This is a genomic window from Flagellimonas sp. (assembly GCF_965222555.1).
Lineage (GTDB): Bacteria > Bacteroidota > Bacteroidia > Flavobacteriales > Flavobacteriaceae > Flagellimonas.
Map to the genome: position 1 here is coordinate 476,483 of NZ_CBDCUG010000005.1, position 22,986 is coordinate 499,468.

The following is a 22,986-nucleotide window of genomic DNA, read 5'->3' on the forward strand; positions in this document are numbered from 1 at the left end:
TATGGCACACAATAAGTTGTACATCTTTTTTTGCTTAACAGGTCTCTTGGGCACCCAGGTTACTTTTGGCCAAATCCAGCAAGCGGACAGTCTTTTGGTTCTCCTAGAAAACACCAAGGAAACAGTTGAAAAGGCCAAACTCAATGTGCAACTTTCCAAAATTTATGAACGAATAGATATTTCAAAAAGTAAACAATTCGCAAAACACGCCCTCGCGTATAACAACGACTCCATAAAAAGTGAGGCTACCAACCAATTGGGCAGGGCTTATTTCTATTCCAATCAATTGGATTCCGCGGCCCATTACTTTCAAAAATCCATCGACTTTTTAAAATCCATGGATTTGCCTGATAAAGCAGCGGCTGTTGGCATAAGCCTGGGTGCTGTGCAATTACGCAATGGAGATTATAAGGCGGCGGTCAATACACTGATCGAAGGAGCCGCTTTTTTTGAAGGTATCAATGATAGCATTAACATGGCAAAATGCTACAGCAATGTTTCCTCTGCTTTTGGCGAATTGAATGACTCTAAAAAAGCCATTGAATATGGCGAAAAGGCATTGCACATTTTCAATGTCAAAAACATGGTTCCATATCAAGCCGTCACATTGCCCAATCTAGCTGGAGAATTTTTAAAACTTGGAGATACTTTAAAGGCCAAGACCTACTTTTTGGAAGCAGAAAATTTGGCTAAAAAAAGAAATGACCAATTCTCATTGGCCAGAATCTATAACAACTTGGGCAATATGTATTTGGAAACTGATCACGAACAATCGGAAAAATATCTCTCCCAGGCACTTTCCATCAGAAAAAAAACCAAAAACAATGATGGCATAGGCACCCTTTACAATAATTTGGGGTATTTGTATCTCCAACAAGGCAGCCCAAAAAAAGCAATTCCGTATTTAAATAATGCCCTTACGTTTGGTCAGGGCACCAATGAGAGTATCACCTTCAACAATTTATCGAATGCACATAAAGCACTGGGCGATTATAAATCGGCATTGGAATATGCAAACAAGAAAACTTTTTTGAACGATAGTATCCTAAAAATCGAAAACCAAAAGGCGATAGCGGAAATCACAACCAAATATGAAACGGAAAAAAAGGAAAAGGAAATATTGAACCTTAAGAACGTAAACCTTGAAACCGACATCAAAAGAAAGCAGAACAGAAACCTGCTTTATGCTGCTCTTGGTCTTTTACTCATCGGTCTTATTCTAGCTTATTTATGGCTAAAAAACTCCAAGAGAAAACGCATCATAGCAGAGCAGCAACAGGAACTGGAAAGCCAAAAGGTTGAAAAATTGTTGAAAGAACAAGAGCTTATCGGGTTAGATGCCATGATCGAAGGCCAAGAAAAAGAACGTCAACGTATCGCAGAGGACCTGCATGACAGTTTGGGCGGTAAATTATCGGCACTAAAACTTCTTGTTGAAGATGTCAAAAAAGCAGACAAGTCCCTTTACGGAAAAATCAAAACGGTCTTGGATGAGTCGTATGATGATGTGCGCAATATTTCGCATCAGAAAAACGCAACCGCAATGATAGACAAAGGTCTGATACCCGCTGTAAACATTATTGCAAATCGTTTGAAATCCTCAGAAAAACTGAATGTGGAAGTAACCAATATCGACCTCAAGCAAAAAATCAAAAACTTTATTGAACTACAACTCTTTAGAATAATACAAGAATTGCTCACCAACACTCTTAAACATGCAAAGGCCAGCAATGTGAATATACAATTCTCGGAAGAAAATGATACCTTAAATGTTGTTTATGAAGATGACGGCATCGGATATGATACAATGGCTACAAAGGAAGGGGTCGGCCTTAAAAACATTAACAGTAGAATACAAAAAATAGCAGGCTCTTTAACCGTGGATTCAAATCCTGGAAATGGTACAACGGTAATTTTAAATGTTCCCATATGAGTATAGACCTAATCTTAGTGGATGACCATAAACTATTCTTGAACGGGCTGGATTCCATTTTAAAGGATGAGATGGGCATTCATGTTGTGGGTACCGCCACCAATGGACTGGAATTGCTTGATATGATGGAAAAACATTCGCCAAAAATAGTTTTGAGCGATATACGAATGCCCATTATGGATGGTGTTGCCATTACCAAACTGTTTAAAAAGAAATATCCTACCACGGCAATAATAGCCCTGAGCATGTTTGATCAAGAAGATGATGTCATTGAAATGTTGGATGCTGGCGCAAGGGGTTATGTTATAAAAAATGCGGAAAAAGAAGAATTGGTAGCAGCAATCCATCAGGTGGCGAAAGGTGGCTTTTATTTTAGCCCAAAGTTTGAAGGCATCTATGAAAAATGGACTGCTAGAGAAACCTCGGACAACACTATAAAGCTAACCCGAAGGGAACGTCAAATTTTAGGCTTATTGGCCCGTGGAAAAACGAGTCAACAAATGGCTGAACAACTAAACCTAAGTCGTTTTACCATAGATACTCACAGAAAAAATATACATAAAAAATTAGGCATCAAAAGTAATTTAGCCTTGGCACGGGAAGCGGTGAAATACACAGATATCGAATAGACGACCGAGCAAATAAATAAATCAAAGCCTTGGAGTTGTTTTTTATAACAGATGCACAATGGTTAAGGCAACATACTTATAATACGAAACGATAAGTAGCTTTTAAGAGGAAGATGTTCTGAGGTTTTTGACCAAAGATATTGTCGCCCAAGCTTGACAATAATCCATCCGAAGGATCCCCATCCTGCGAAACATCCTGAGACCAAACCAGAAAAATCTCAGACCCTGGTATATATTCCCAACGTATGACCAAATTGGACCGAAACTGAACAAAAGAAAAGTCTGGGTTGTCAAAACTAAAATCTTCGGTTCCGTTTACATCCTCGTCAATGGAATAGGTATCATCCGCAAACGAAACTTGACTTTCATCATACAGTTGAAATCTGTCATCAAAGTGTTTGGCAACAGGATTGACAATATTTTTAAAGTTGGAATAACGCCCTCTAGAAATAAAAGGTTGGCCCCAATATTGAATGGTCAAATTGGGATTAATAGTATAGTTTAAGCGGAAAGACATACTCAAGGTTCGTTGCTGGATATGCCCATTAAGGTATCTTGGCGAACCGTTTACATCATCAAAATTATCAATGAACTGCAGTTTATCGTTATTAGTGCTCAACGATGGAAAAGCAGAAACACGCAACGCATTTATGGGCTGATAGGTGACTCCGGCCTCAACATAGTAAAACCTATTTGAATTGTCAAATGCCCTGCTCGTTCGTTGAAACATACTGAAACTCATTTTTTTTCTTCTGTCCGTACTAACACTGTTCCACATATTGATTCCTGGGGACTGTCTCAACCTTGGACCACCCCTTAACGCAAAATTGGAATATTGCATAGCCGTAAACGTAATCCCCAAGTTGGAAAACCAATTGTTCTTCCAGTTTTGCCAGCTGTTTGTGTTAAACCGCAATACATTATGGTTTCCATTAAAATCCCATGCGCTCCAATGGTTGTAGTTGATTCCCACTCTTCTAAAGGTGCTATCCGGTTTTAAGGTTTGATAGCCAATCCATGTGTAGTGACGAATATCATCCGCCTGTCTTTGAAAACCGATATCGTTCAGTTCCAATTCTGGGGAGCGCCATGTTGCTCCAGATTCAAATTTCCAATGTCCATTACCCACCTTGCCTATTTGAATGTTACCCCCACTCCCGGTCAAAGAGGTCCTGGTGGAATCTAATTCTACGTGATCTGCCCCAACACGCTGAAAAAGATGCGTTATTGATTCTTGTGTGTGTTTTATAGCCTCTTCACTCCCACTCACATGGCTAAAGGTAATATTACCGCCAACGTACCAATCACGTTCATTCCATTGATGTTTAAAATCTATTCCCCCTGTAAAAGCAGATTTATGAAGAAAATCCAGTTCTTGGGTCAAATTATCACGATTTGTAGCTGTAAAGATTCCTCCTATATATGAATTTCGATTATTGAAATCCTTTTGCAGTCTTCCCACAAAGTAATTGGTCAATGGTTCCACTACTTCTCTACGTTCTTCACCTGCTTCATTGCGTATCAGCGCATATTTTTTTGCGGTAACGCTTTCCAAAACTCCAATAGCCCAGCCATTTTTGGTTTTACCACTAAACTTAGCCGCACCAATAATGGGAGTATTGTCCGGTTGGTCCACAAATTCACCATCTCCAGTGTCAGGTGACCCCTGCGGACTTCTTCCAATTCTTCTTGAGTAGAATATATTGTCAAAACCAAAAGTATCCCCTGCTTCAGACTGTGAAACCCTAAAGTCAAAAATGTTCTTGTTCTCTACAAAAAAGGGCCGCTGTTCCCGAAAAAATATTTGAAATCCATCCAAAGCAATGGCAGAAGGGTCAGCCTCCACTTGGCCAAAATCTGGGTTCACAGTTAAATCAAGTGTAAGATCATTGGTAACGCCAATTTTGGCATCAAGTCCTACGGTAATATCATTTTCACTGCCATCCCTAAAGGGATTTCCATCTTCAGCTTCATAGGTTTCAGCACTTGTAACAGTATAAGGTTGAATCTCCAACTGGTTTTGTGGCTCAATGTTCTTTAATCCGTGCAGTTCTCCAAATTCACTCACCCAGCCCGGGGTGTCAATTGGTTTTCGTTGCCAGAGTGAACGTTCTTCGGCTCTAAAAAAACCTTCGGGTGGATTGTAGCCCCCAAACTTGATTTTCTCCTTTACCAAATTTGAGTTGACTCAAGGGGATTCGTAATTCAGCGGTCCAACCCTCTTCATCAATATTGGTCTTGGTATACCATATGGGATTCCAACTTTCGTCCCAATTATTACCGTTGTTGGATACAAACTCATCTCCTTTTACACCAGCTGCAGTTACGCTAAAGGAGAATGAAGTTCTTTTGTCGTGATAGCTATCTATGTTAAACTCAATCCAATCACCTTCAAAACCATCTCTTCTTGACAATCGTTTCACAATTTTGTCCGGTTCAGCATCATAACATCTTACACCTATATATAGGTTCTTGCTATCGTACACAATTTTAAACCTGGTCCGCTCACTGGGTTGGGTATTCTCATCAGGCTGAAATTCGATATAATCGCCTGCCCATTCCACAAGGTTCCATGCCTCATCCGTTAAAAGTCCATCCACCATCGGAGGCAAAGTCTCCCCTATTGATTTGGTCACATAAATCTTTTTTGGAATCACTTGGGTAGAATCCTGTGCATTGGTATTGATAGCAAAGAAAATAAGTGTGAAGAAAATGATTAGATTTTTCACTTTTATCCGTTTTTTGATTTGATCAACTACCCTAAAGACCTTAAAAAACAGGAAGAGTTACACTAACCTATGATTTTAGGTTATTTTTTAACAGTTAGCCCCAAAGAACCCTTCCTATATTTTAACTTTGCAGGTCAAATAGAAAAAGTAAAAAATATTCCCAATCAACCATTTGTAATTCAATCTAATAATTGTACATTTGCAGCCCGTTTATCGGGATAGGTATTTAAATCAATAATATTCTAGAAGTGGACACATTAAGTTATAAGACTATTTCTGCCAATAAATCGACCGTTGACAAACAATGGTTGTTGGTTGACGCTGAGGGACAAACGCTGGGAAGATTGGCATCAAAAGTAGCTAAGTTGCTTAGGGGAAAACATAAGCCCAATTTTACCCCTCATGTTGATTGTGGCGATAATGTAATCGTTATCAACGCGGAGAAAATCAATTTGACCGGAAACAAATGGGCCGACAAAACCTATTCAAGGTATACGGGCTATCCAGGTGGACAGCGTTCCACTACGGCTCAAGAGTTGTTGGAAAAGCATCCGGAACGAATCGTTGAAAAATCTGTAAAAGGAATGCTTCCTAAAAATAAATTAGGAGCAGATTTGTTCAGAAACCTAAAAGTATATGTTGGTGCCGAGCACGGTCAAGAGGCTCAAAAACCAAAGGCAATAAACTTAAACGACTACAAATAATGGAAGTGGTTCATAAGATTGGTAGAAGAAAAACTGCCGTAGCAAGAGTTTATGTTTCTGAAGGAAAAGGAAACATCACTATAAACAAAAGAGATCTAAAGGATTATTTTACAACTGCTACATTACAATACAAAGTAAAGCAACCTTTTGCATTGACCGACACTGAGGACAGTTACGATGTAAAAGTGAATGTATACGGAGGAGGAATAACAGGTCAGGCCGAAGCTGTTCGTTTGGCATTGTCAAGAGCAATGTGCGAAATCAACGAAGAAAACAGAGCTGCCCTTAAACCTGAAGGTTTATTGACCAGAGATCCAAGAATGGTGGAGAGAAAGAAATTCGGTCAGAAGAAAGCCCGTAAGAAATTCCAGTTCTCTAAACGTTAATATTATACTGGATTTACTTTCAGTATCTATTATAAAAATATCCTAGACTTGTTTTAGGATTAAGTTCATTGAAAACCCTGAAAAATTTCAGGGTTAAATTTTTAACCAAGTTGTCGTTGTTCCAAAGAGCAAAAAAAATCGACTTTTTGGAATTTAGTTTAGCATCTAAATGGATAGGGCGCGCAAAATTTGCAACCACCGATCCATTGCTACTACAACGGAACGTAAACTAATTACAAAAAAATGGCAAGTAAAATTGAAGTCAAAGACTTATTGGAAGCAGGTGTGCACTTTGGACACCTAACAAGAAAGTGGAACCCAAACATGTCTCCTTACATCTACATGGAGCGTAACGGAATCCACGTAATCAATCTCTACAAAACTGTAGCAAAAATTGAAGAAGCCAACGAGGCTCTTAAAAAAATTGCTGCATCGGGAAGAAAAATTCTTTTTGTAGCCACAAAAAAACAAGCAAAGGATATTGTTGCTGAAAAAGTATCCAATGTAAACATGCCCTACATCACTGAAAGATGGCCAGGTGGTATGTTGACCAACTTTGTTACTATCCGTAAAGCTGTTAAGAAAATGGCTGCCATTGATCGCATGAAGAAAGATGGTACGTTCAACACCCTTTCTAAAAAAGAAAGATTGCAAGTTGACCGTTTGCGTGCGAAATTGGAGAAAAACTTAGGCTCCATTGCAGATATGACCCGTTTGCCAGGTGCAATTTTTATTGTAGATACCATGCGCGAGCATATTGCGGTAAAAGAAGCCCAAAAATTGAACATTCCAATTTTTGCAATGGTGGATACCAACTCTGACCCAAGGCCAATCGACTATGTGATTCCAGCAAATGATGATGCCGGTAAATCCATTGAAGCCATTATGACTGAAGTTACCAAAGCGGTAGCCGAAGGTTTGGCAGAGCGTAAAAACGAAAAAGCAGCTGAAGCAAAAGAGGCTCCCGCAGCAAAAGAGGAAGCTCCTGCCAAGGCCAAAAAAGAGCCTGCCAAAGAAGAAAAAGCTCCTGTTAAGGAAGTAGTGGCTGAACCTGTTGTTGAAAAAAAGGAAGAGCCAGTTACTGAGAAAAAAGCTGAAACCAAAGAAGAGCCTAAAGCCAAGAAAGCTGCTGCCAAAGCAGACGATCTAACAAAGGTTGAGGGTGCTGGACCAAAAGCCGCTGAAGCCTTAGTCGCTGCTGGCATCGATACTTTTGCCAAGTTGGCCAAAGCCGATCCAGAAAAAATCAAGGAAATCTTGACAGAGGCTAGTTCAAGAATGGCTCATTTGGATCCAACATCCTGGCCAAAACAAGCCCAAATGGCTGCTGATGGTAAGTGGGACGAATTAAAAGAATGGCAAGATAACGCCAAAGGGGGTGTTGAATAATCAACACTTATATCATATTATAAAAACGGAACGCCTTAACAGTGTTTCACCTTAATAAATTTAAAAAGAGAAAAAATGGCAAAGATTACCGCCGCAGAAGTAAATAAATTAAGAAAGACCACCGGAGCTGGAATGATGGATTGTAAAAAAGCTTTGGTTGAGGCTGATGGTGATTTTGATAAAGCAATAGAAATCCTAAGAAAAAAGGGTCAGAAAGTAGCTGCCAAAAGAGCGGATAGAGATTCCTCTGAAGGTGCTGCCATTGCAAAAGTAAACGCAGATAACTCTACTGGAGTAATCATCTCTTTGAATTGCGAAACTGACTTTGTTGCTAAAAACGAGAGCTTTGTTGCTCTTGCTAACGATTTGGCAGACCTAGCCTTAGGTTTTGATAATAAAGATGCTTTTTTAGCTGCTTCATTCAACGGAATGACCGTTGCGGAAAAACTTACCGAACAAACTGGTGTAATTGGTGAGAAAATTGAAATTGGAGGTTTTGAAAAGTTGAACGCTCCTTTTGTAGGTTCTTACATTCATGCTGGTAACAAAATTGCCACTTTGGTTGGTTTATCAGCCTCAGTTGATGGAGCTGCAGTTGCAGCAAAAGATGTTGCTATGCAAGCTGCTGCAATGAATCCAGTTGCACTTAACGAGGAAGGTGTTGACCAATCTGTTATTGACAAAGAAATTGAGATTGCCAAAGATCAGTTGCGTCAAGAAGGAAAACCAGAAGCTATGCTTGAGAATATTGCTAAAGGTAAATTAAAGCGTTTCTTCAAAGACAACACTTTGGTAAACCAAGCTTTTATCAAAGATAGTAAGCAAAGCGTTGCCCAGTATGTAAAATCTGTAGACTCTAATTTAGAGGTTACCGGATTTTCAAGGGTAGCTTTGGGATAGTCAAAAGCATAAAAATCAAATAAAAAACCGCTACTTAAAGTAGCGGTTTTTTTGTAGCTATAAATTTTCTCTATTTTGATTTGATCAAGATATCTCCATTAAATGTTTTGAACAACATTTCAGGTCCTCCCCCATTGATCTTCCCTCTTACCCACTGCTCTATCTTAACCTTATAGGTCCCTGAAGAATTATTTTTATTCACTTCTGGCTGATTAGCCGAAACTTGCATATCAAAATCTGTATAAATTTCACCCATATCCGTTTTCGCTTTAACATCGGCCTTTAAGGAGTTGGGAAAAGTAATATCCAAATCTCCATTTAAACTACTAAAAGCCATGTTTGCATCACCGGTTATGCTGTTGAAATCTACTTTGATATCTCCATTTACCGTATCCGTGGAAGCAGAACCACTTATTGATTCCATGGTAATCTCACCATTTACATTGCTAACTTCCATTTCACCTCTTACACCTTTCACATAAATATTACCATCATTTACTGTTGAAAGTTTAAGGGAAAAATCTTTGGGGACCTTTACCTGTAAATTAGTAGGCCTATTCCATTGTTCGTTGATTACACGGACCACATTATTCTTTTCCTCAGCACTGATGTCCAAAGATGAGTTTTCAATTCTCTTCATCCCATTCCGCTTGTGGTCTTTTCCATAGTGCTCTTTCTTATTCTCAAAAGAAGCCTTTATCACAACCTCTTTTCCATCGTACGCCACTACATCTATTGACCCTGAAAGCTGGTTTATAACCAACTTTCCTGGAGCAGAAGAATCACTTAACGGAATTGAGAATAAATCAATGCTCGTTTCTTGCGCAGATAAATCAAACATTAAAAGTGACACAATCAATACTATACCTAATTTGAAGTTTTTCATGACTTTATATTTTTTTGATGAATACATTTCCGTTCAGTGTTTCAAAATCAAAATCCACCTGACCATTTCCAATCTGTACCATTGGCCTGGCTTCGTATTTATATTTTGGTTTATTCCCATCGCTTGAATTTTTTCGGGTTTTCATATACTGTTTTGTAATATCAAAATCTGTGAACATTTCACCATTCATGCTTTTAAAGGAAATATTTGCCGATAACGCCTTTTGATATGAAATATTAATGTCACCATTTAAGGAATAATACTCAGATGAACTTACAGGGTTGTCGGCATAAGAGATATTTACTGGCCCATTTATACAATTTACCAGTGTTTTCCCAGTAACATTGGTCAATGTGATGCCTCCATTTATGTTTCGGGCCTTAATTGAACTTCCCTTGGTGTTCTCCACCAAAACCTCTCCATCATTCACTGTACCCACATCAACTTGGGCGGTATAGGGCACTTTTACCTTAAAATCCAATCTATGGTCGTAAGGAAGTTCTTCATTATTGTTGCACCAATTATACCTCAGATTGTTTTTATCGAACTCCATATAAGGTGCATCAGGGTGCAGAATTACACCTTTTTTATCCTGAATAACCTTTAGTTGAAGTTCTTGTTTTCCCAATTCCAGACTTTCCGTATCATCCGAAGTGATTGTTTTTTCCACTTCCACCAAAACTTTGTTCCCATTATATCCTTCAACGGAAATGGACCCAAAAATATTCCTGATTATTACACTGTTCTCCGATGTTTCGGAAAATGAAATTTCCTTTTTAATTACTTCCGTAAACTTTTTTTGCTGGGCACTTGAATTTGCCATTCCCATCAATAAGGCAACACATGCCATGATAATTAACTGTTTCATCTTTATAAAATTTGACTGTTCGTAATTTGATTAATGATTGATTTATCTAGATAATGGATTCTATAGAATTTTTGATTTTTTTCTGTACCGTGGTATCCAACTTCTTTTCTTGCAACAATGCTTTAAAAGGTTCAATGGATGATTTTTCCTGCAGAGCTACCATTAAATTGGCCAGGGTCACTTGCAAAATTGGCGACTCCTGATTGGGAATGGATTGCACCAATCCCTGTCGCACCAATGGATTATCAACATAATTGGTCAAAGACTCTACAGCCGCTAACCTCACATTCACATTGGAGTCACGGTTTAAAGTTTGCAACAAAGCTTTGATTACTTTCTCATCTACACCTTCAAATTTGTTTGCTTCGCTCACCCCTTGTAATCTTTGGTTTGCAGAGGGCTGCTCCAGAAGTGTCAACACCAACTTTTGCCTCACGCCTGCTGTCTCTTCATTTGACACTACGATTTCGGTACTCTTGGATTCGCCTTCTAGATTCATATAATACCCCACTCCAAAGCCAATTCCCAACAATATCATACCATAAGCCAATTGGGGCCTTAGAATCGTTGAAAATCCTTCTATTAAAGTTTCCCAAACATTCTTCTTGTTGGTTTTTTCAACTTCCTTGGAGAGCATGGCAAAGAAAATTTCATCCATTTTCTCAGATGCCTCCGGAGTTTCCAAGGCATCAACCATTTTCCATGTGTTTATCAACTTTTCAAATTCAGTTGCATATTCCGGATTCTCATCTAGAAAATGTCCAAAGCTTCTTTTTTCATCCTCAGACATATGCCCGGACATAAAATCCATTGCTCTTGTTTCAAACTCCTCTTTATTCATCATTTCATGCAATTTCCAATTGTAAAAAAATCGTTCTTAAATCCTTAAGTGCCCTATGCACCCTAACCTTGGCCGCTCCTTCCGTGCATCCAACAATTTTGGCGATTTCACTAAACTTCAGTTCTCTGTATTTGCTCAACACCAATAATTCTCTTTTATCATCCGGTAACAGTGACAGCGCTTGTCGCAATAAGACCTTGTTCCCCTCCTTTTCAAATCCATCAATTTGATAATCCTCTACCCCTACTTTCACATCTTCCGGTGATACTCCAATAGAAATATTTTGCCTGGACACCTTTTTATGATAATCATAATTCACATTTCTGGCCATTCTATACATCCACGCTGCAAAAGAGCCTTCACCGGAATAGGATGTTCTATATTTTAAAACCCTTACAAAAACATTTTGCACCAAATCTTCACTTACCGATGGATTGTTTCCAAGGTTGTAGAAAAAACCAAAGAGTGTTTTTTTATGTCTTTCATACAACAATCCCAACTTGTCCACATCGCCATTCTTCACTTTGAGCATTAATGTATTATCGGTTAGGTTTTGCAATTGAATGTTATTTTTGGCTGTTTGAAGGATATACTTTTGTTTTTGTAAAAGGTTACAAAATGTATGATTTTTTTAATCATGATATTCCTCAACGATCTCTTTTTTCAGTCGTTCGCCATAAATAATTTTGATTATTTTTGTCCGGACTTCAAATATCCTCAATGCAATACAAGAGAATTTTACTAAAATTAAGTGGCGAAGCCCTAATGGGCGAACAGCAATATGGTATTGACCCTAAACGGTTAGCAGAGTATGCGGAAGACATTAAGGGCGTTATTGAAAAAGGTGTTGAAGTAGCCATTGTGATAGGTGGAGGCAACATATTTAGAGGTTTGTCTGGTGCCAGTCAAGGAATGGATCGCGTACAAGGAGATCATATGGGCATGTTGGCTACCGTTATCAACGGATTGGCCTTACAAAGCGCATTGGAAATTCAAGGGGTGGAAACAAGACTCCAATCCGCCATTAAAATCAACGAAGTTGCAGAACCCTTCATAAGAAGAAGGGCCATTAGGCATCTAGAGAAAGGTAGAGTGGTCATTTTTGGTGGAGGAACAGGGAATCCCTATTTCACTACAGATTCCGCCGCCGTTTTAAGGGCCATTGAAATAAAGGCCGACGTTATCCTGAAGGGAACACGGGTGGACGGTATTTACACTTCTGATCCGGAAAAAGATAAAACCGCTACTAAATTTGATAGCTTATCCTTTAACGATGTGCTGTCAAAGGGATTAAAAGTGATGGACACCACGGCTTTTACCTTAAGTCAAGAAAACGAGCTTCCCATTGTGGTCTTTGACATGAACACAAGAGGAAATTTGATGAAAATAGTATCTGGAGAAAATATTGGAACCGTAGTCAATATATAGATTGGCATACGTCTTGATTCCGTTTATTAAATTTTTAAAATTATGGAAGAAGAAGTAACATTTATACTTGATAGTGCTAAAGAAAGCATGGATGGAAGCATTTCCCATTTGGAAAAAGCCTTGGTTAAAATTCGCGCCGGTAAAGCAAGCCCTGTAATGCTATCCACTGTTATGATAGAATATTACGGTTCCCTTACCCCACTTTCACAAGTTTCAAATATAAATACCCCCGATGCCAGGACAATTTCGGTCCAGCCATGGGAAAAGAATATCCTTCCAGATATTGAAACTGCCATTATGAATTCCAACTTGGGATTCAATCCTATGAACAATGGCGAAATGATTATTATCAATGTTCCTCCGTTAACAGAGGAGCGCAGAGTACAATTGGTAAAACAGGCCAAAGGAGAGGCAGAAGATGCCAAGGTCAGTATCCGAAGCGCTAGACAAGAAGCCAATAAAGAACTTAAAGCACTTGAAATATCTGAGGACCGACAAAAAAATGCCGAGTTAGATGTTCAGGAACTTACCGATACCTACAGCAAAAAGGTAGATGCCATTCTTTCGGTTAAAGAAGCCGAAATCATGAAGGTATAATCTTACGATATATCGGTTCGCTTTCTCTAGGAACACCGATAATCATTTTTTACCTTTGCGCGCAACAAAACCCACATGGTAGCAAAGCTCACTCAAGGATTTTGGCCCAAGGTCGCACGTATTATTTTAAGGAACAGAATCCTGATTCTTTTAGGAGTTGCTGCTTTCACGGTCTTTCTGGGGCTTCAGTGGAAAAATATGCAGTTTTCCAACACCGAGGCAAACATACTTCCCGATGACCATCCTGCGACCGTTCAATACAATGCTTTTAAGAATATTTTTGGTGAAGAAGGAAATGCCATAGTCCTGGCCATTAGAGATTCATCGCTCTTTACCCCAAGTAAGTTCAATCGCTGGAATAAGCTAAGCAAACAGCTGGAAGCATTTCCAGAAATAGATTTTGTAGTATCTACGGACAACCTCAAGGTTTTGCTCAAGGACAATGACAAGCAAGAGTTTGTCATGGAATATTTTGTGAAAAATCCGCCTAAAACCAAAGATGAGGTTGAACAATTAAAAAACCACCTATTCAAAGAACTTCCTTTTTACGACAATCTTATTTATAATGCCGAAAGTGGCACCATACAGACCATAGCCTATTTGGATAAGGACATTATGAACACAGCCGTGAGGAATGAATTTATTCTGAACGACCTAGGAGATTTGGTAAAAAACTTTGAAGAAGAGACCAATCTTGATGTCAGGGTTTCTGGAATGCCATACATCCGTACATGGAACACTAAATCCATAGTGGATGAAATTGGAATATTCATAGGTGCAGCCCTATTGATCACCTCTATTATTTTCTTTTTCTTTTTTAGGAGCTTTAGAGCCACCTTCATTTCCATGGTCGTTGTGATCATTGGAGTAATGTGGGCGTTTGGAATACTGGGTCTTTTCAGGTATGAAATCACCATTTTGACCGCCCTTATTCCCCCGTTGATTATTGTAATTGGAATCCCCAATTGTATTTTCTTAATCAATAAATATCAGCAAGAAGTCAAAAAACACGGAAACCAGGCTCTATCCTTGCAACGTGTTATTTCCAAAATTGGTAATGCAACGCTCATGACCAATATTACAACAGCTTCGGGATTCGCCACTTTTATTATTTTGGATAGTGACCTGCTCAAAGAATTTGGCATTGTGGCTTCCATAAACATCATCGGAATTTTTATTCTCTCCCTGTTGATCATTCCTATTATCTACAGCTTTATGCCGCTTCCCAAAACCAAGCACTTAAAGCACTTGAACAAAAAATGGATCGACATTTTTGTGAATTGGATGGAACGCATGGTGAGACACCATAGAATTGCTGTTTATATCACCACTGTTTGCGTGTTGATTCTTAGCATTATTGGAATCTACCAAATAAAAATAACTGGAAGTAGAATAGAAGATTTACCAAAGAACACGCATTACTTTAAGGATATCCGCTTTTTTGAAGAAGAATTTGATGGCATTATGCCCATGGAAATTGTGGTGGATACCGAAAGAAAGAATGGCGCCATAAAACCTGCTACCTTAAAGCGGATGGACCGATTGGGGACCATTATTGAAGAGACTCCGGAACTTTCCAAACCTATATCACTTGTCAATTTGATAAAGTATTCCAAACAGGCTTTTTATAACGGAATTCCAAAATACTATCAGTTGCCCACATCCCAAGAAAACACATTTATCATGGATGTGGCCCGAAAATCGCAAAATGATGGAGATCTTTTGGAAAGCTTTGTAGATAGTACTGGCCAAACAGCACGCATAACAACTTTTATGCGTGACGTGAAAATTGAGCGCATGGAAGAAATTGAGGAAGACATGCAACAAGCCATTGCAAAGATTTTTCCTTCCGAGCGCTTTAATGTTTTTATGACCGGCAAGGCACTCCTCTTTTTAAAGGGCACCAGATACTTGGTCAAAAATCTTTTATTGTCTTTAGCTTTGGCCATTGGACTTATTTCCCTCTTCATGGCCTATCTGTTTCGGTCCTTTAGAATGATCATTATATCCCTTGTACCCAACCTTCTCCCCTTGGTGATCACCGCTGGACTGATGGGTTATTTGGGTGTCCCCATAAAACCTTCTACCATTCTTGTATTTAGCATAGCCTTTGGTATTTCGGTGGATGACACCATTCACTTTTTAGCTAAATACCGACAAGAGCTTGCCACCCATAAATGGCACATAAAAAGGTCCGTCTATGCAGCGCTTCGTGAAACCGGTGTGAGTATGTTCTACACCTCCATCGTGCTTTTCTTTGGGTTTTCGGTCTTCATTATTTCAAGTTTTGGAGGCACCAAGGCACTCGGCGGATTGGTTTCGGCAACACTACTTTTTGCCATGTTGGCAAATCTAATCCTATTACCATCCCTTCTTCTTTCTCTGGAAAGAAGCATAGCCAACAAAGAAGTGCTTAAAAAACCACAAATCGATATTTTACCCAAAGAAGAGGATAATATCAAGGATAAATAGCACTTTACACCGTTATAAATCCTAGTTCCATTGCTATCGTTTTTCACCAAAAACCTATCTTTACCGCTTAATTTACGATAGCCTAAAATGAATTCTTATTCTATTAAAGAACTGCTTAAAAAGCAGCCGATTGGAGACACAGTTGAAGTAAACGGATGGGTAAAAACATTTAGAAGCAACCGATTTATCGCATTGAATGATGGATCGACCATACATAATTTGCAATGCGTTGTGGATTTTGAGAATTTCGATGATGCCTTACTAAAACAAATCTCCACAGGAGCCGCCCTAAAGATTTCCGGAACTTTGGTAGAAAGCCAGGGAAGGGGGCAAAGCATAGAAATTCAGGCTAACGATATTTTTGTTCATGGGGAAGCCGACCCAGAAACATATCCTATTCAGCCCAAAAAGCATTCTTTGGAATTTTTGAGGGAAAAAGCCCATTTGAGGGTACGCACCAACACCTTTTCCGCAGTAATGCGAGTGCGTTCCGCTTTGTCATTTGCTATACATAGTTATTTTCAACAAAACGGGTTTTACTACATGCACGCTCCCATTGTTACCGGTTCTGATGCTGAAGGTGCAGGGGAAATGTTCAGGGTAAGCACATTGGACTCCAAGAATCCTCCTTTGGATGAAAATGGAGAAGTTGATTATTCACAGGATTTCTTTGGGAAGGAAACCAATCTTACCGTATCTGGTCAATTAGAGGCTGAAACGTATGCCATGGGATTGGGAAAGGTGTATACTTTTGGCCCTACTTTTAGAGCTGAGAACTCCAATACTTCAAGACATTTGGCCGAATTCTGGATGATTGAACCGGAAATGGCATTCTATGATCTTGATGCCAATATGGACCTATCCGAAGATTTCATCAAATGGATTCTGCAATATGTTTTGGACAACTGTCAAGATGATCTGGAGTTTTTGGAAAAACGTCTTTTAGATGAGGAGAAATCCAAACCCCAAAATGAACGATCGGAAATGCCTTTGATAGAAAAGCTCAAATTTGTTGTGGAAAACAACTTTAAACGAGTATCCTATACCGAGGCCATTGATATTTTACGAAACAGCAAACCCAACAAAAAGAAAAAGTTCCAGTTTCCAATCAACGAATGGGGAGCTGACCTGCAAAGTGAGCATGAACGCTTTTTGGTTGAAAAACACTTCAAGTGCCCTGTTATCTTGTTTGATTACCCAGCCAACATAAAGGCATTTTATATGCGTTTGAATGAGGATGGAAAAACGGTTCGCGCCATGGATGTCCTGTTCCCAGGTATTGGGGAAATTGTGGGTGGATCACAGCGTGAAGAACGCTTGGAGGTGCTTCAGCAAAAAATCAAAGCTTTGGATATTGATGAAAAGGAACTTTGGTGGTACTTAGACCTTAGACGATTTGGAACAGCTGTCCATAGTGGATTTGGACTAGGTTTTGAACGCATGGTTCAATTTGCCACGGGCATGGGAAATATTAGGGATGTAATTCCCTACCCTAGGACTCCCCAGAACGCAGAGTTTTAAATTGAATGCTTAATTTTATATAAAGGAAGATTGTAAGTCTTTATGCTAAAACAACATCTACAGTTTAAGCTTTCCCAAAAACTGTCGCCGCAGCAGATACAGCTCATGAAGTTGATTCAGTTGCCCACACAGGCCTTTGAACAACGCTTAAAACAGGAACTTGAAGAAAACCCTGCCCTAGAAAGTGGTAAGGCCGAAAGTGACTCAATGGATGATAGCTATGAAGATGCTTACGATGATTCTGCGGATAGTGAAACCATTGCAGCGGATGAAATCAACATAGATGATTACCTAAGCGATGATGAAATTCCGGATTATAGAACACAGACCAGTAATTATAGTCCTGATGATGACGAAAAGAGCATTCCTTATGCCGCTGGCACTTCCTTTAACCAATATTTAATCAACCAGCTTAACACCATTTATTTGGATGACGAGGAATGGGCCATTGCCGAGTTTTTGGTGGGCAGTGTAGATGAAAGTGGATATATCCGTAGGCCGTTATCTGACATTATGGACGATTTGGCCTTCACCCAAAATATTTATGCAGAGGAGGATAAAATTGAAAGTGTTCTTAAAACTGTTCAGGAACTTGACCCTCCGGGTGTAGCAGCCAGATCATTGGAAGAATGCCTGACCATTCAATTAAAACGAAAAGAAAAGACTCCGGCTGTTGAACTGGCTATCTCCATCTTGGAAAAATCATTTGAGCAGTTCACCAAAAAGCACTATTCCAAGCTACAACAGAAACACCACATAAGCGAAGAAGAGCTTAAGGCTGCCATATCAGAAATAGAAAAACTCAACCCAAAACCAGGGGGTTCCTATGCAGGGAACCTTAGAATGATAGAACATATTGTTCCTGATTTTTCCATTAAAATTGTTGAAGGCGAACTGGAGCTTACTCTTAATGGAAGAAATGCCCCTGAACTTCATGTTTCCAGGGACTATAGCAACATGCTGGAGGGTTATAAAAACTCTAAGGAAAAATCTAAATCGCAAAAAGACACGGTCCTTTTTATCAAACAAAAATTGGATGCCGCCAAATGGTTTATTGATGCCATAAAACAACGCCAGCAAACGCTCTTTATCACCATGAGCACCATCATGAACTACCAAAAAGAGTATTTCTTAACCGGGGATGAGCGTAAATTGCGCCCAATGATCCTAAAGGATATTGCCGATCAGATTCATATGGATGTCTCCACCGTTTCCCGAGTTGCAAACAGCAAATATGTTGATACGCCTTATGGCACCAAATTGATAAAAGAATACTTTTCCGAAGCCATGAAAAATGAGCAAGGAGAAGATGTTTCCACCAAAGAGATCAAAAAAATATTGGAGACCGTTATTGGCGAGGAGGAAAAGAAAAAGCCTTTGACAGATGATAAATTGGCAAAAATATTAAAGGAACGTGGCTACCCTATAGCAAGACGTACAGTTGCCAAATATAGGGAGCAGTTGGGAATCCCCGTAGCCAGGTTAAGAAAGCAAATTTAATGCGCCATATTCTCAGCATCATCTCCTATATTTTTCATCCCTTGTTTATTCCCATTGGAGGTACAGTTCTTTATTTTATGGTAACCCCAAAGTATAGCTCACTGGAAATACAGAGCGGAAACATTCTTCCCATTTTTATTCTTACAGTGATTATTCCCATTATTTTCTTTCTTATTCTTAAGAATTTAGGGGTGATAAATTCAATTTTCCTGCCCACTCTAAAGGAACGGAAATATCCACTTTATATCAGTTGCATCTTGTTATTAATGATTTTGTACAAGGTAATTCCCAATAATTACGTACATGAACTTTTCTTTTTTTTTACTGGTCTTTTAACGGCAACCGGAGCTGCCCTCATTCTACTTTTTTTAAAGTTTAAAATCAGTATTCACCTTTTGGGAATGGGAAGCTTATTGATGTTCATGATCGGATTGAGCATCCATTTTGAAATCAACATAACGTTGGCGATCAGCATCTTCACATTGCTTACAGGTATTGTGGCCTCATCCCGGTTATACCTTAAGGCCCATAGCAAAACCGAGCTGTTGATCGGTTTCCTCATTGGGTTTTGCTCCCAATTGATTACTCTGAAATACTGGCTATAAAATGTAGAAAATCACCCCAATTCGTAATGGACGAATATTTATAGACTCTCCATTTTCCAAACTTACACCATCTTCCAACAAAGGGTTTAAACTATAATATGCCTGTAAGTTCCATGTGTTATAACCAAAGCTAATTGTAAGCCCGTATTGCCACTTTTGAATATCCTTATTTGAAAAACCAATGGTATCTTCGGCATTAACCAGTTTAGATCTTCCAGAAAACACATAGCCTAATTTAGCTCCTGCATAAACCCTCCAAAATTTATATTCATCCACTGTGGAAGTACGCCATCTTAGTTCAAATGGAAATTCGACGGTATGGGTTTCAAATTTGCTTCGATCAAGTTCCGGGTCATTTGAAATTTCGTAAGTGATTTCATTACCACTTTCCCTTGCCTCTATGTTACTGTAGTAAGAATTTGCAGCGTAACCTAATCCCAACCCCAATCCAAAGTTTCTTCTTTTATTTAACGGTATATCTTTAATGAATCCAGTTTGCAAATTGTAGGATAGATTTCGCTGTACAACATTGTTAGGTTTTTCAAGTAAAAAATTAAACCCCAAGCCAACATAAAACTGATCTTCAAGATATTTATCCGCGCTAGACCAATTACCAGAATTGTCCTGTGCAATTAAGCCCACACCGGAAAAAACAAATACTAATGAAACCAAAAAGCTCTTCATGCTTATTCTATAACTTAAAAACAATCCAAATTAAGCATTTGGATTGTTTTTCACTCAACGCTATTATATGTTATTGCACATTTATGGAAGTATCACCCTCATAGGTAGTATAATTGACCTTTAGCACGTTCACTTTTCGAAGCTCTTCCTTTATATCCGATACAATACCTACCTTAACTTCCTTGTCCACCTTTAGTGAAACGGTCACATAATTCCGGATGGCTTCTGGTTTTTTTGCCAATTCAGATAAAATATACGCACTTACTTCATTTACGCTCGCCAACTTATTGTCCAATTGAATTTTTGGCTCCGAACCTAATACTGCTGCCAATTCTGGAGCTGGTTTGCCTACAAATATTTCAATTATCCTATCTTTCTTCTCCAACTTTTTAACCTCTGTGGCATTGGGAAGATTATTATCTACCAATAGCGTATTATCTTTAATTGTTGTAACGGTCATAAAAAAGAACAGGAGCATAAATACAATATCTGGTAACGACGCAGTTGAAATGACAGGCAACTTATTCTTGTTATTTCTAAAATTTTTCATGTTGATTGCTTTTACTGATTCATATTTGTTTTCGCTTCGGATAAATTCATGGGATACATATTCCGTATTTGGTATATGTTCTTTTTCAACTCTGCTTTCTCTTTAGCTTGAGTTTTTGAATCATAATATGCGTCTTCCATTTCCGTAAAATCCCTGTTGAACAATCGTTGCGCCTCCCTATTTCTGAGTTCATTATATGCCGCTGTAAGTTCATTCTGCACCATAACATACATACCGTACGTTGCCTCTCGGTCACTTGCAAGCGATATTATTGCTTCTTTTGGATTGTCCGAAGCATCGGAGCTTCCATTTCCTTGGCAATAATTGCAGTGGTTCTTATCTACCGAAGTGTCTCCTCCATTGTCCAAAAATGCAATGGCGGCAGATTTTAAATCTTCAATCTGCTTAAGGTCATTCTCAATCCAAAGTTCATTGTTCTTGTTAAGACTTACCCTGAAGATATTCCGTTCGTTTACAGGCAAAGGAGGTGTAGTGTCCTCTGGAGGTAGTTTTCTATCCAAACCTACATCGGTCTGAATTGTAGCGGTCACCAAGAAAAAAATCAGCAGTAAAAAGGCAATGTCTGCCATTGATCCAGCATTCACTTCTGGAATCTCATTGTTTCTAGCCATAATAAAATGTTTTGTTGGAAATTAATGATTCAGTTATAACCCAAAGGGTTACAACATCAATCACAACAACTATTCCAAAACATTATATTGCGCTGGACATAAAAAAATGAAAGGGACGAGCATAAAAAAACGTCCCCAATTATATAATTGGGGACGTTTTCACTAAATCTAAGTTATTATCTACTGCAAATTATTAAAAGCGTTTCCTTCATAGGTGGTATAGTTTACCTTGAGGGCATTTACTTCTCTTAATTGTTGTTTAATATCGGCAATAAGACCCATATTGGCATCCCTATCAACCTTTAAAGCAGTAGTTAATACATTCTGTAATTCTTGTGGTTTTTTGGCTCGCTCTGCCAAAATATAAGAACCAACTTCATCTACACTTGCAAATTTATCATTTAACTGAATTTTTGGTTCTGTACCAAAAACCTTTTGATATTCTTGCGTAGGCTTTCCTACATAAATATAGATAACTCGGTCTTTTTTCTCCAACTTTTTGATTTCAGTTGCGTTTGGAAGCGTATTCTCAACCAACAAAGAACTATCTTTCATCGTAGTTACCGTCATAAAAAAGAACAATAACATAAATACGATATCTGGCAACGATGCGGTGGAAACCGCAGGCAAATCGCCATCTTTCTTTTTTGCAAACTTTGCCATACGTTAATTACTTTAGTTACTTGTTGTTTCCGCTTCAGATAGTTTCTGTGGAAACTTATCTTGAATCTGTTTCACTTTATCCTTTAAATCATCTCTAACATTTGACGGTGTTTCAGGATTCAGATACTCTGCTTCCATATCCGTGAAATCACGTCCAAACGATTTTTGAGCCTCTCGATTTCGCAAATCATTGTAAGCACCTACCAATTCATTCTGAACTGTTATATAGGTACTATACTTTGTTTCACGGTCATTTTTCAAAGAGATAATAGCTTTCGTAGGATTATCAGATGATGCTGGGTCTTTTCTTCCACTGCAGTAATTGCATGATCCATCCGCACCATTTTCAAGAAAGTCCATTGCAGCTTTCCTCAAGTTTTTCAAATCCATCAGTTCATCTTCAACCAAAAGTTGACCATTTTTATTGATGTTCACCGTAAAAATGTTCTTTTGCTTGATCACAACATCCTCCTCTGGCGGTTCCATAGGTGGCAACATACGATCCAATCCCGCATCAGTTTCAATGGTTGTGGTAACCAAGAAAAAGATAAGTAACAAGAAAGCTATGTCTGCCATAGAACCGGCATTCACTTCGGGTGCTCCTTTTCTTCTAGGCATAACTTTAGGTTTTTACTTAACAAACATTTTTTTCAAGCCTGGCAACACCATGAGTGCAACAGCTACAGCAGTAAGGATAAAGAATACATTCAATCCCATACCAATATTTTTAACTGTACTCTCAGTTGCTCCTTTTTCAGCCATTGCATCTGCAACTGCTTTTGCTTCAGCTCCAGAGGAAAGTCCGTAGGAAACGGCTACAACAATTGCCAAACCACCTATAGCAAATAATGCCTTTTTAAGACTGCCAGGTGTAGAAAGCAACTTTTTAAGTCCAAAAAATACTGTTGCCACAACAGCAATAGCCAGCAATAGATACATGATCAAGAACATAAAGTTCATAGAACCACTATTTATTGCATCTGGGTCATCACTTGATGGCATACCAAACCATAGCACTGTAGCTACCAGCCCTATGACAATCAGTACTATTTTAATTATTTTATTCATG

At 38.8% G+C, this 22,986-nt stretch carries 24 protein-coding genes; 12 read left to right on the forward strand and 12 right to left on the reverse strand.

Annotated elements, in window-relative coordinates:
* Position 1: 1 nt before the first annotated feature.
* Positions 2-1,933 carry a tetratricopeptide repeat-containing sensor histidine kinase gene (locus tag ACOQO1_RS10635; protein WP_420602855.1) on the forward strand — a complete coding sequence of 644 codons (1,932 nt, stop codon included), beginning with the start codon at positions 2-4 and terminating at the stop codon, positions 1,931-1,933.
* Positions 1,930-2,562, forward strand: coding sequence for a response regulator (locus ACOQO1_RS10640; RefSeq protein WP_420602856.1), 633 nt, complete (start codon positions 1,930-1,932; stop codon positions 2,560-2,562). The genes ACOQO1_RS10635 and ACOQO1_RS10640 overlap by 4 nt, the downstream gene beginning before the upstream one ends.
* 76 nt (positions 2,563-2,638) lie before the next feature.
* Here ACOQO1_RS10640 and ACOQO1_RS10645 read toward each other — a convergent pair whose 3' ends face one another.
* Positions 2,639-4,738, reverse strand: coding sequence for a DUF5916 domain-containing protein (locus tag ACOQO1_RS10645; RefSeq protein ID WP_420602857.1), 2,100 nt, complete (start codon positions 4,736-4,738; stop codon positions 2,639-2,641).
* Positions 4,683-5,291 carry a carbohydrate binding family 9 domain-containing protein gene (locus tag ACOQO1_RS10650; RefSeq protein ID WP_420602858.1) on the reverse strand — a complete coding sequence of 203 codons (609 nt, stop codon included), beginning with the start codon at positions 5,289-5,291 and terminating at the stop codon, positions 4,683-4,685. The genes ACOQO1_RS10645 and ACOQO1_RS10650 overlap by 56 nt, the downstream gene beginning before the upstream one ends.
* A gap of 248 nt (positions 5,292-5,539) precedes the next feature.
* Between ACOQO1_RS10650 and rplM the strand changes: the two genes are divergently transcribed.
* The 4 genes from rplM (at position 5,540) to tsf (ending at position 8,670) form a co-directional block, all read left to right on the forward strand.
* Positions 5,540-5,995, forward strand: a complete 456-nt coding sequence (rplM, locus tag ACOQO1_RS10655; RefSeq protein WP_420602859.1) for a 50S ribosomal protein L13 — start codon at positions 5,540-5,542, stop codon at positions 5,993-5,995.
* The gene (gene rpsI / locus ACOQO1_RS10660; RefSeq protein WP_420602860.1) at positions 5,995-6,381 is read left to right on the forward strand and encodes a 30S ribosomal protein S9; all 387 of its coding nucleotides are present in this window, start codon (positions 5,995-5,997) and stop codon (positions 6,379-6,381) included. Before rplM ends, rpsI begins: the two co-directional genes overlap by 1 nt.
* Positions 6,382-6,624: 243 nt before the next feature.
* On the forward strand, positions 6,625-7,770 hold the full coding sequence (gene rpsB / locus ACOQO1_RS10665; RefSeq protein ID WP_420602861.1) for a 30S ribosomal protein S2: 1,146 nt from the start codon (positions 6,625-6,627) through the stop codon (positions 7,768-7,770).
* Between the two features lie 75 nt (positions 7,771-7,845).
* Positions 7,846-8,670: a translation elongation factor Ts gene (gene tsf, locus ACOQO1_RS10670; protein WP_420602862.1), complete on the forward strand. Its 825-nt coding sequence runs from the start codon at positions 7,846-7,848 to the stop codon at positions 8,668-8,670.
* Positions 8,671-8,740: 70 nt separating this feature from the next.
* On the opposite strand, the gene ACOQO1_RS10675 is transcribed toward tsf, so the two are convergent.
* Genes ACOQO1_RS10675 through ACOQO1_RS10690 form a run of 4 tightly spaced genes read right to left on the reverse strand, consistent with a single transcriptional unit; the run spans position 8,741 to position 11,824 of the window.
* Positions 8,741-9,556 carry a DUF4097 family beta strand repeat-containing protein gene (locus ACOQO1_RS10675; protein WP_420602863.1) on the reverse strand — a complete coding sequence of 272 codons (816 nt, stop codon included), beginning with the start codon at positions 9,554-9,556 and terminating at the stop codon, positions 8,741-8,743.
* 4 nt (positions 9,557-9,560) lie between these two features.
* A complete protein-coding gene (locus ACOQO1_RS10680) occupies positions 9,561-10,424 on the reverse strand; it encodes a DUF4097 family beta strand repeat-containing protein (protein ID WP_420602864.1) in 864 nt (287 codons plus the stop codon).
* Positions 10,425-10,470: 46 nt separating this feature from the next.
* The gene (locus tag ACOQO1_RS10685) at positions 10,471-11,268 is read right to left on the reverse strand and encodes a HEAT repeat domain-containing protein (protein ID WP_420602865.1); all 798 of its coding nucleotides are present in this window, start codon (positions 11,266-11,268) and stop codon (positions 10,471-10,473) included.
* A gap of 1 nt (position 11,269) precedes the next feature.
* On the reverse strand, positions 11,270-11,824 hold the full coding sequence (locus ACOQO1_RS10690) for an RNA polymerase sigma factor (RefSeq protein WP_420602866.1): 555 nt from the start codon (positions 11,822-11,824) through the stop codon (positions 11,270-11,272).
* Positions 11,825-11,985: 161 nt separating this feature from the next.
* Here ACOQO1_RS10690 and pyrH point away from each other — a divergent pair, with 161 nt between their 5' ends.
* The 6 genes from pyrH to ACOQO1_RS10720 all read left to right on the forward strand — a co-directional run bounded on the left by pyrH (position 11,986) and on the right by ACOQO1_RS10720 (position 19,388).
* Entirely contained in the window at positions 11,986-12,693 is a 708-nt protein-coding gene (pyrH, locus tag ACOQO1_RS10695) for a UMP kinase (RefSeq protein ID WP_420602867.1), read from the forward strand.
* Positions 12,694-12,735: 42 nt separating this feature from the next.
* On the forward strand, positions 12,736-13,290 hold the full coding sequence (gene frr, locus ACOQO1_RS10700) for a ribosome recycling factor (RefSeq protein WP_420602868.1): 555 nt from the start codon (positions 12,736-12,738) through the stop codon (positions 13,288-13,290).
* 75 nt (positions 13,291-13,365) lie between these two features.
* Entirely contained in the window at positions 13,366-15,762 is a 2,397-nt protein-coding gene (locus tag ACOQO1_RS10705; protein ID WP_420602869.1) for an efflux RND transporter permease subunit, read from the forward strand.
* Positions 15,763-15,849: 87 nt separating this feature from the next.
* A complete protein-coding gene (gene asnS / locus ACOQO1_RS10710) occupies positions 15,850-17,283 on the forward strand; it encodes an asparagine--tRNA ligase (RefSeq protein ID WP_420602870.1) in 1,434 nt (477 codons plus the stop codon).
* Between the two features lie 42 nt (positions 17,284-17,325).
* Positions 17,326-18,783 (forward strand): RNA polymerase factor sigma-54, encoded by a 1,458-nt coding sequence (gene rpoN / locus ACOQO1_RS10715; protein WP_420602871.1) that lies wholly within the window; start codon positions 17,326-17,328, stop codon positions 18,781-18,783.
* The gene (locus tag ACOQO1_RS10720) at positions 18,783-19,388 is read left to right on the forward strand and encodes a hypothetical protein (protein ID WP_420602872.1); all 606 of its coding nucleotides are present in this window, start codon (positions 18,783-18,785) and stop codon (positions 19,386-19,388) included. The genes rpoN and ACOQO1_RS10720 overlap by 1 nt, the downstream gene beginning before the upstream one ends.
* Here ACOQO1_RS10720 and ACOQO1_RS10725 read toward each other — a convergent pair.
* The 6 genes from ACOQO1_RS10725 to ACOQO1_RS10750 form a co-directional block, all read right to left on the reverse strand.
* A complete protein-coding gene (locus tag ACOQO1_RS10725; protein WP_420602873.1) occupies positions 19,383-20,072 on the reverse strand; it encodes a porin family protein in 690 nt (229 codons plus the stop codon). The genes ACOQO1_RS10720 and ACOQO1_RS10725 overlap by 6 nt on opposite strands.
* 70 nt (positions 20,073-20,142) lie before the next feature.
* On the reverse strand, positions 20,143-20,622 hold the full coding sequence (locus ACOQO1_RS10730) for an ExbD/TolR family protein (protein WP_420602874.1): 480 nt from the start codon (positions 20,620-20,622) through the stop codon (positions 20,143-20,145).
* 11 nt (positions 20,623-20,633) lie between these two features.
* The gene (locus ACOQO1_RS10735; protein ID WP_420602875.1) at positions 20,634-21,254 is read right to left on the reverse strand and encodes an ExbD/TolR family protein; all 621 of its coding nucleotides are present in this window, start codon (positions 21,252-21,254) and stop codon (positions 20,634-20,636) included.
* A 180-nt stretch (positions 21,255-21,434) separates the two neighbouring features.
* Complete coding sequence (locus tag ACOQO1_RS10740) at positions 21,435-21,917, reverse strand: ExbD/TolR family protein (protein ID WP_420602876.1); 483 nt, start codon at positions 21,915-21,917, stop codon at positions 21,435-21,437.
* Between the two features lie 12 nt (positions 21,918-21,929).
* Positions 21,930-22,535, reverse strand: a complete 606-nt coding sequence (locus ACOQO1_RS10745; RefSeq protein ID WP_420602877.1) for an ExbD/TolR family protein — start codon at positions 22,533-22,535, stop codon at positions 21,930-21,932.
* A 12-nt stretch (positions 22,536-22,547) separates the two neighbouring features.
* On the reverse strand, positions 22,548-22,985 hold the full coding sequence (locus ACOQO1_RS10750) for a hypothetical protein (RefSeq protein ID WP_420602878.1): 438 nt from the start codon (positions 22,983-22,985) through the stop codon (positions 22,548-22,550).
* Position 22,986 lies beyond the last annotated feature (1 nt).

Bases quoted from the DNA above. Each gene is read 5' to 3' on its own strand.
- ACOQO1_RS10640 (WP_420602856.1), top strand. From the start codon at position 1,930: ATGAGTATAGACCTAATCTTAGTGGATGACCATAAACTATTCTTGAAC.
- ACOQO1_RS10750 (WP_420602878.1), bottom strand. From the start codon at position 22,985: ATGAATAAAATAATTAAAATAGTACTGATTGTCATAGGGCTGGTAGCT.
- ACOQO1_RS10725 (WP_420602873.1), bottom strand. From the start codon at position 20,072: ATGAAGAGCTTTTTGGTTTCATTAGTATTTGTTTTTTCCGGTGTGGGC.
- ACOQO1_RS10685 (WP_420602865.1), bottom strand. From the start codon at position 11,268: ATGATGAATAAAGAGGAGTTTGAAACAAGAGCAATGGATTTTATGTCC.
- ACOQO1_RS10735 (WP_420602875.1), bottom strand. From the start codon at position 21,254: ATGGCTAGAAACAATGAGATTCCAGAAGTGAATGCTGGATCAATGGCA.
- ACOQO1_RS10705 (WP_420602869.1), top strand. From the start codon at position 13,366: ATGGTAGCAAAGCTCACTCAAGGATTTTGGCCCAAGGTCGCACGTATT.
- rpsI (WP_420602860.1), top strand. From the start codon at position 5,995: ATGGAAGTGGTTCATAAGATTGGTAGAAGAAAAACTGCCGTAGCAAGA.
- tsf (WP_420602862.1), top strand. From the start codon at position 7,846: ATGGCAAAGATTACCGCCGCAGAAGTAAATAAATTAAGAAAGACCACC.
- rpoN (WP_420602871.1), top strand. From the start codon at position 17,326: ATGCTAAAACAACATCTACAGTTTAAGCTTTCCCAAAAACTGTCGCCG.
- pyrH (WP_420602867.1), top strand. From the start codon at position 11,986: ATGCAATACAAGAGAATTTTACTAAAATTAAGTGGCGAAGCCCTAATG.
- ACOQO1_RS10730 (WP_420602874.1), bottom strand. From the start codon at position 20,622: ATGAAAAATTTTAGAAATAACAAGAATAAGTTGCCTGTCATTTCAACT.
- rpsB (WP_420602861.1), top strand. From the start codon at position 6,625: ATGGCAAGTAAAATTGAAGTCAAAGACTTATTGGAAGCAGGTGTGCAC.
- ACOQO1_RS10635 (WP_420602855.1), top strand. From the start codon at position 2: ATGGCACACAATAAGTTGTACATCTTTTTTTGCTTAACAGGTCTCTTG.
- frr (WP_420602868.1), top strand. From the start codon at position 12,736: ATGGAAGAAGAAGTAACATTTATACTTGATAGTGCTAAAGAAAGCATG.
- ACOQO1_RS10680 (WP_420602864.1), bottom strand. From the start codon at position 10,424: ATGAAACAGTTAATTATCATGGCATGTGTTGCCTTATTGATGGGAATG.
- asnS (WP_420602870.1), top strand. From the start codon at position 15,850: ATGAATTCTTATTCTATTAAAGAACTGCTTAAAAAGCAGCCGATTGGA.
- ACOQO1_RS10740 (WP_420602876.1), bottom strand. From the start codon at position 21,917: ATGGCAAAGTTTGCAAAAAAGAAAGATGGCGATTTGCCTGCGGTTTCC.
- ACOQO1_RS10720 (WP_420602872.1), top strand. From the start codon at position 18,783: ATGCGCCATATTCTCAGCATCATCTCCTATATTTTTCATCCCTTGTTT.
- ACOQO1_RS10745 (WP_420602877.1), bottom strand. From the start codon at position 22,535: ATGCCTAGAAGAAAAGGAGCACCCGAAGTGAATGCCGGTTCTATGGCA.
- ACOQO1_RS10675 (WP_420602863.1), bottom strand. From the start codon at position 9,556: ATGAAAAACTTCAAATTAGGTATAGTATTGATTGTGTCACTTTTAATG.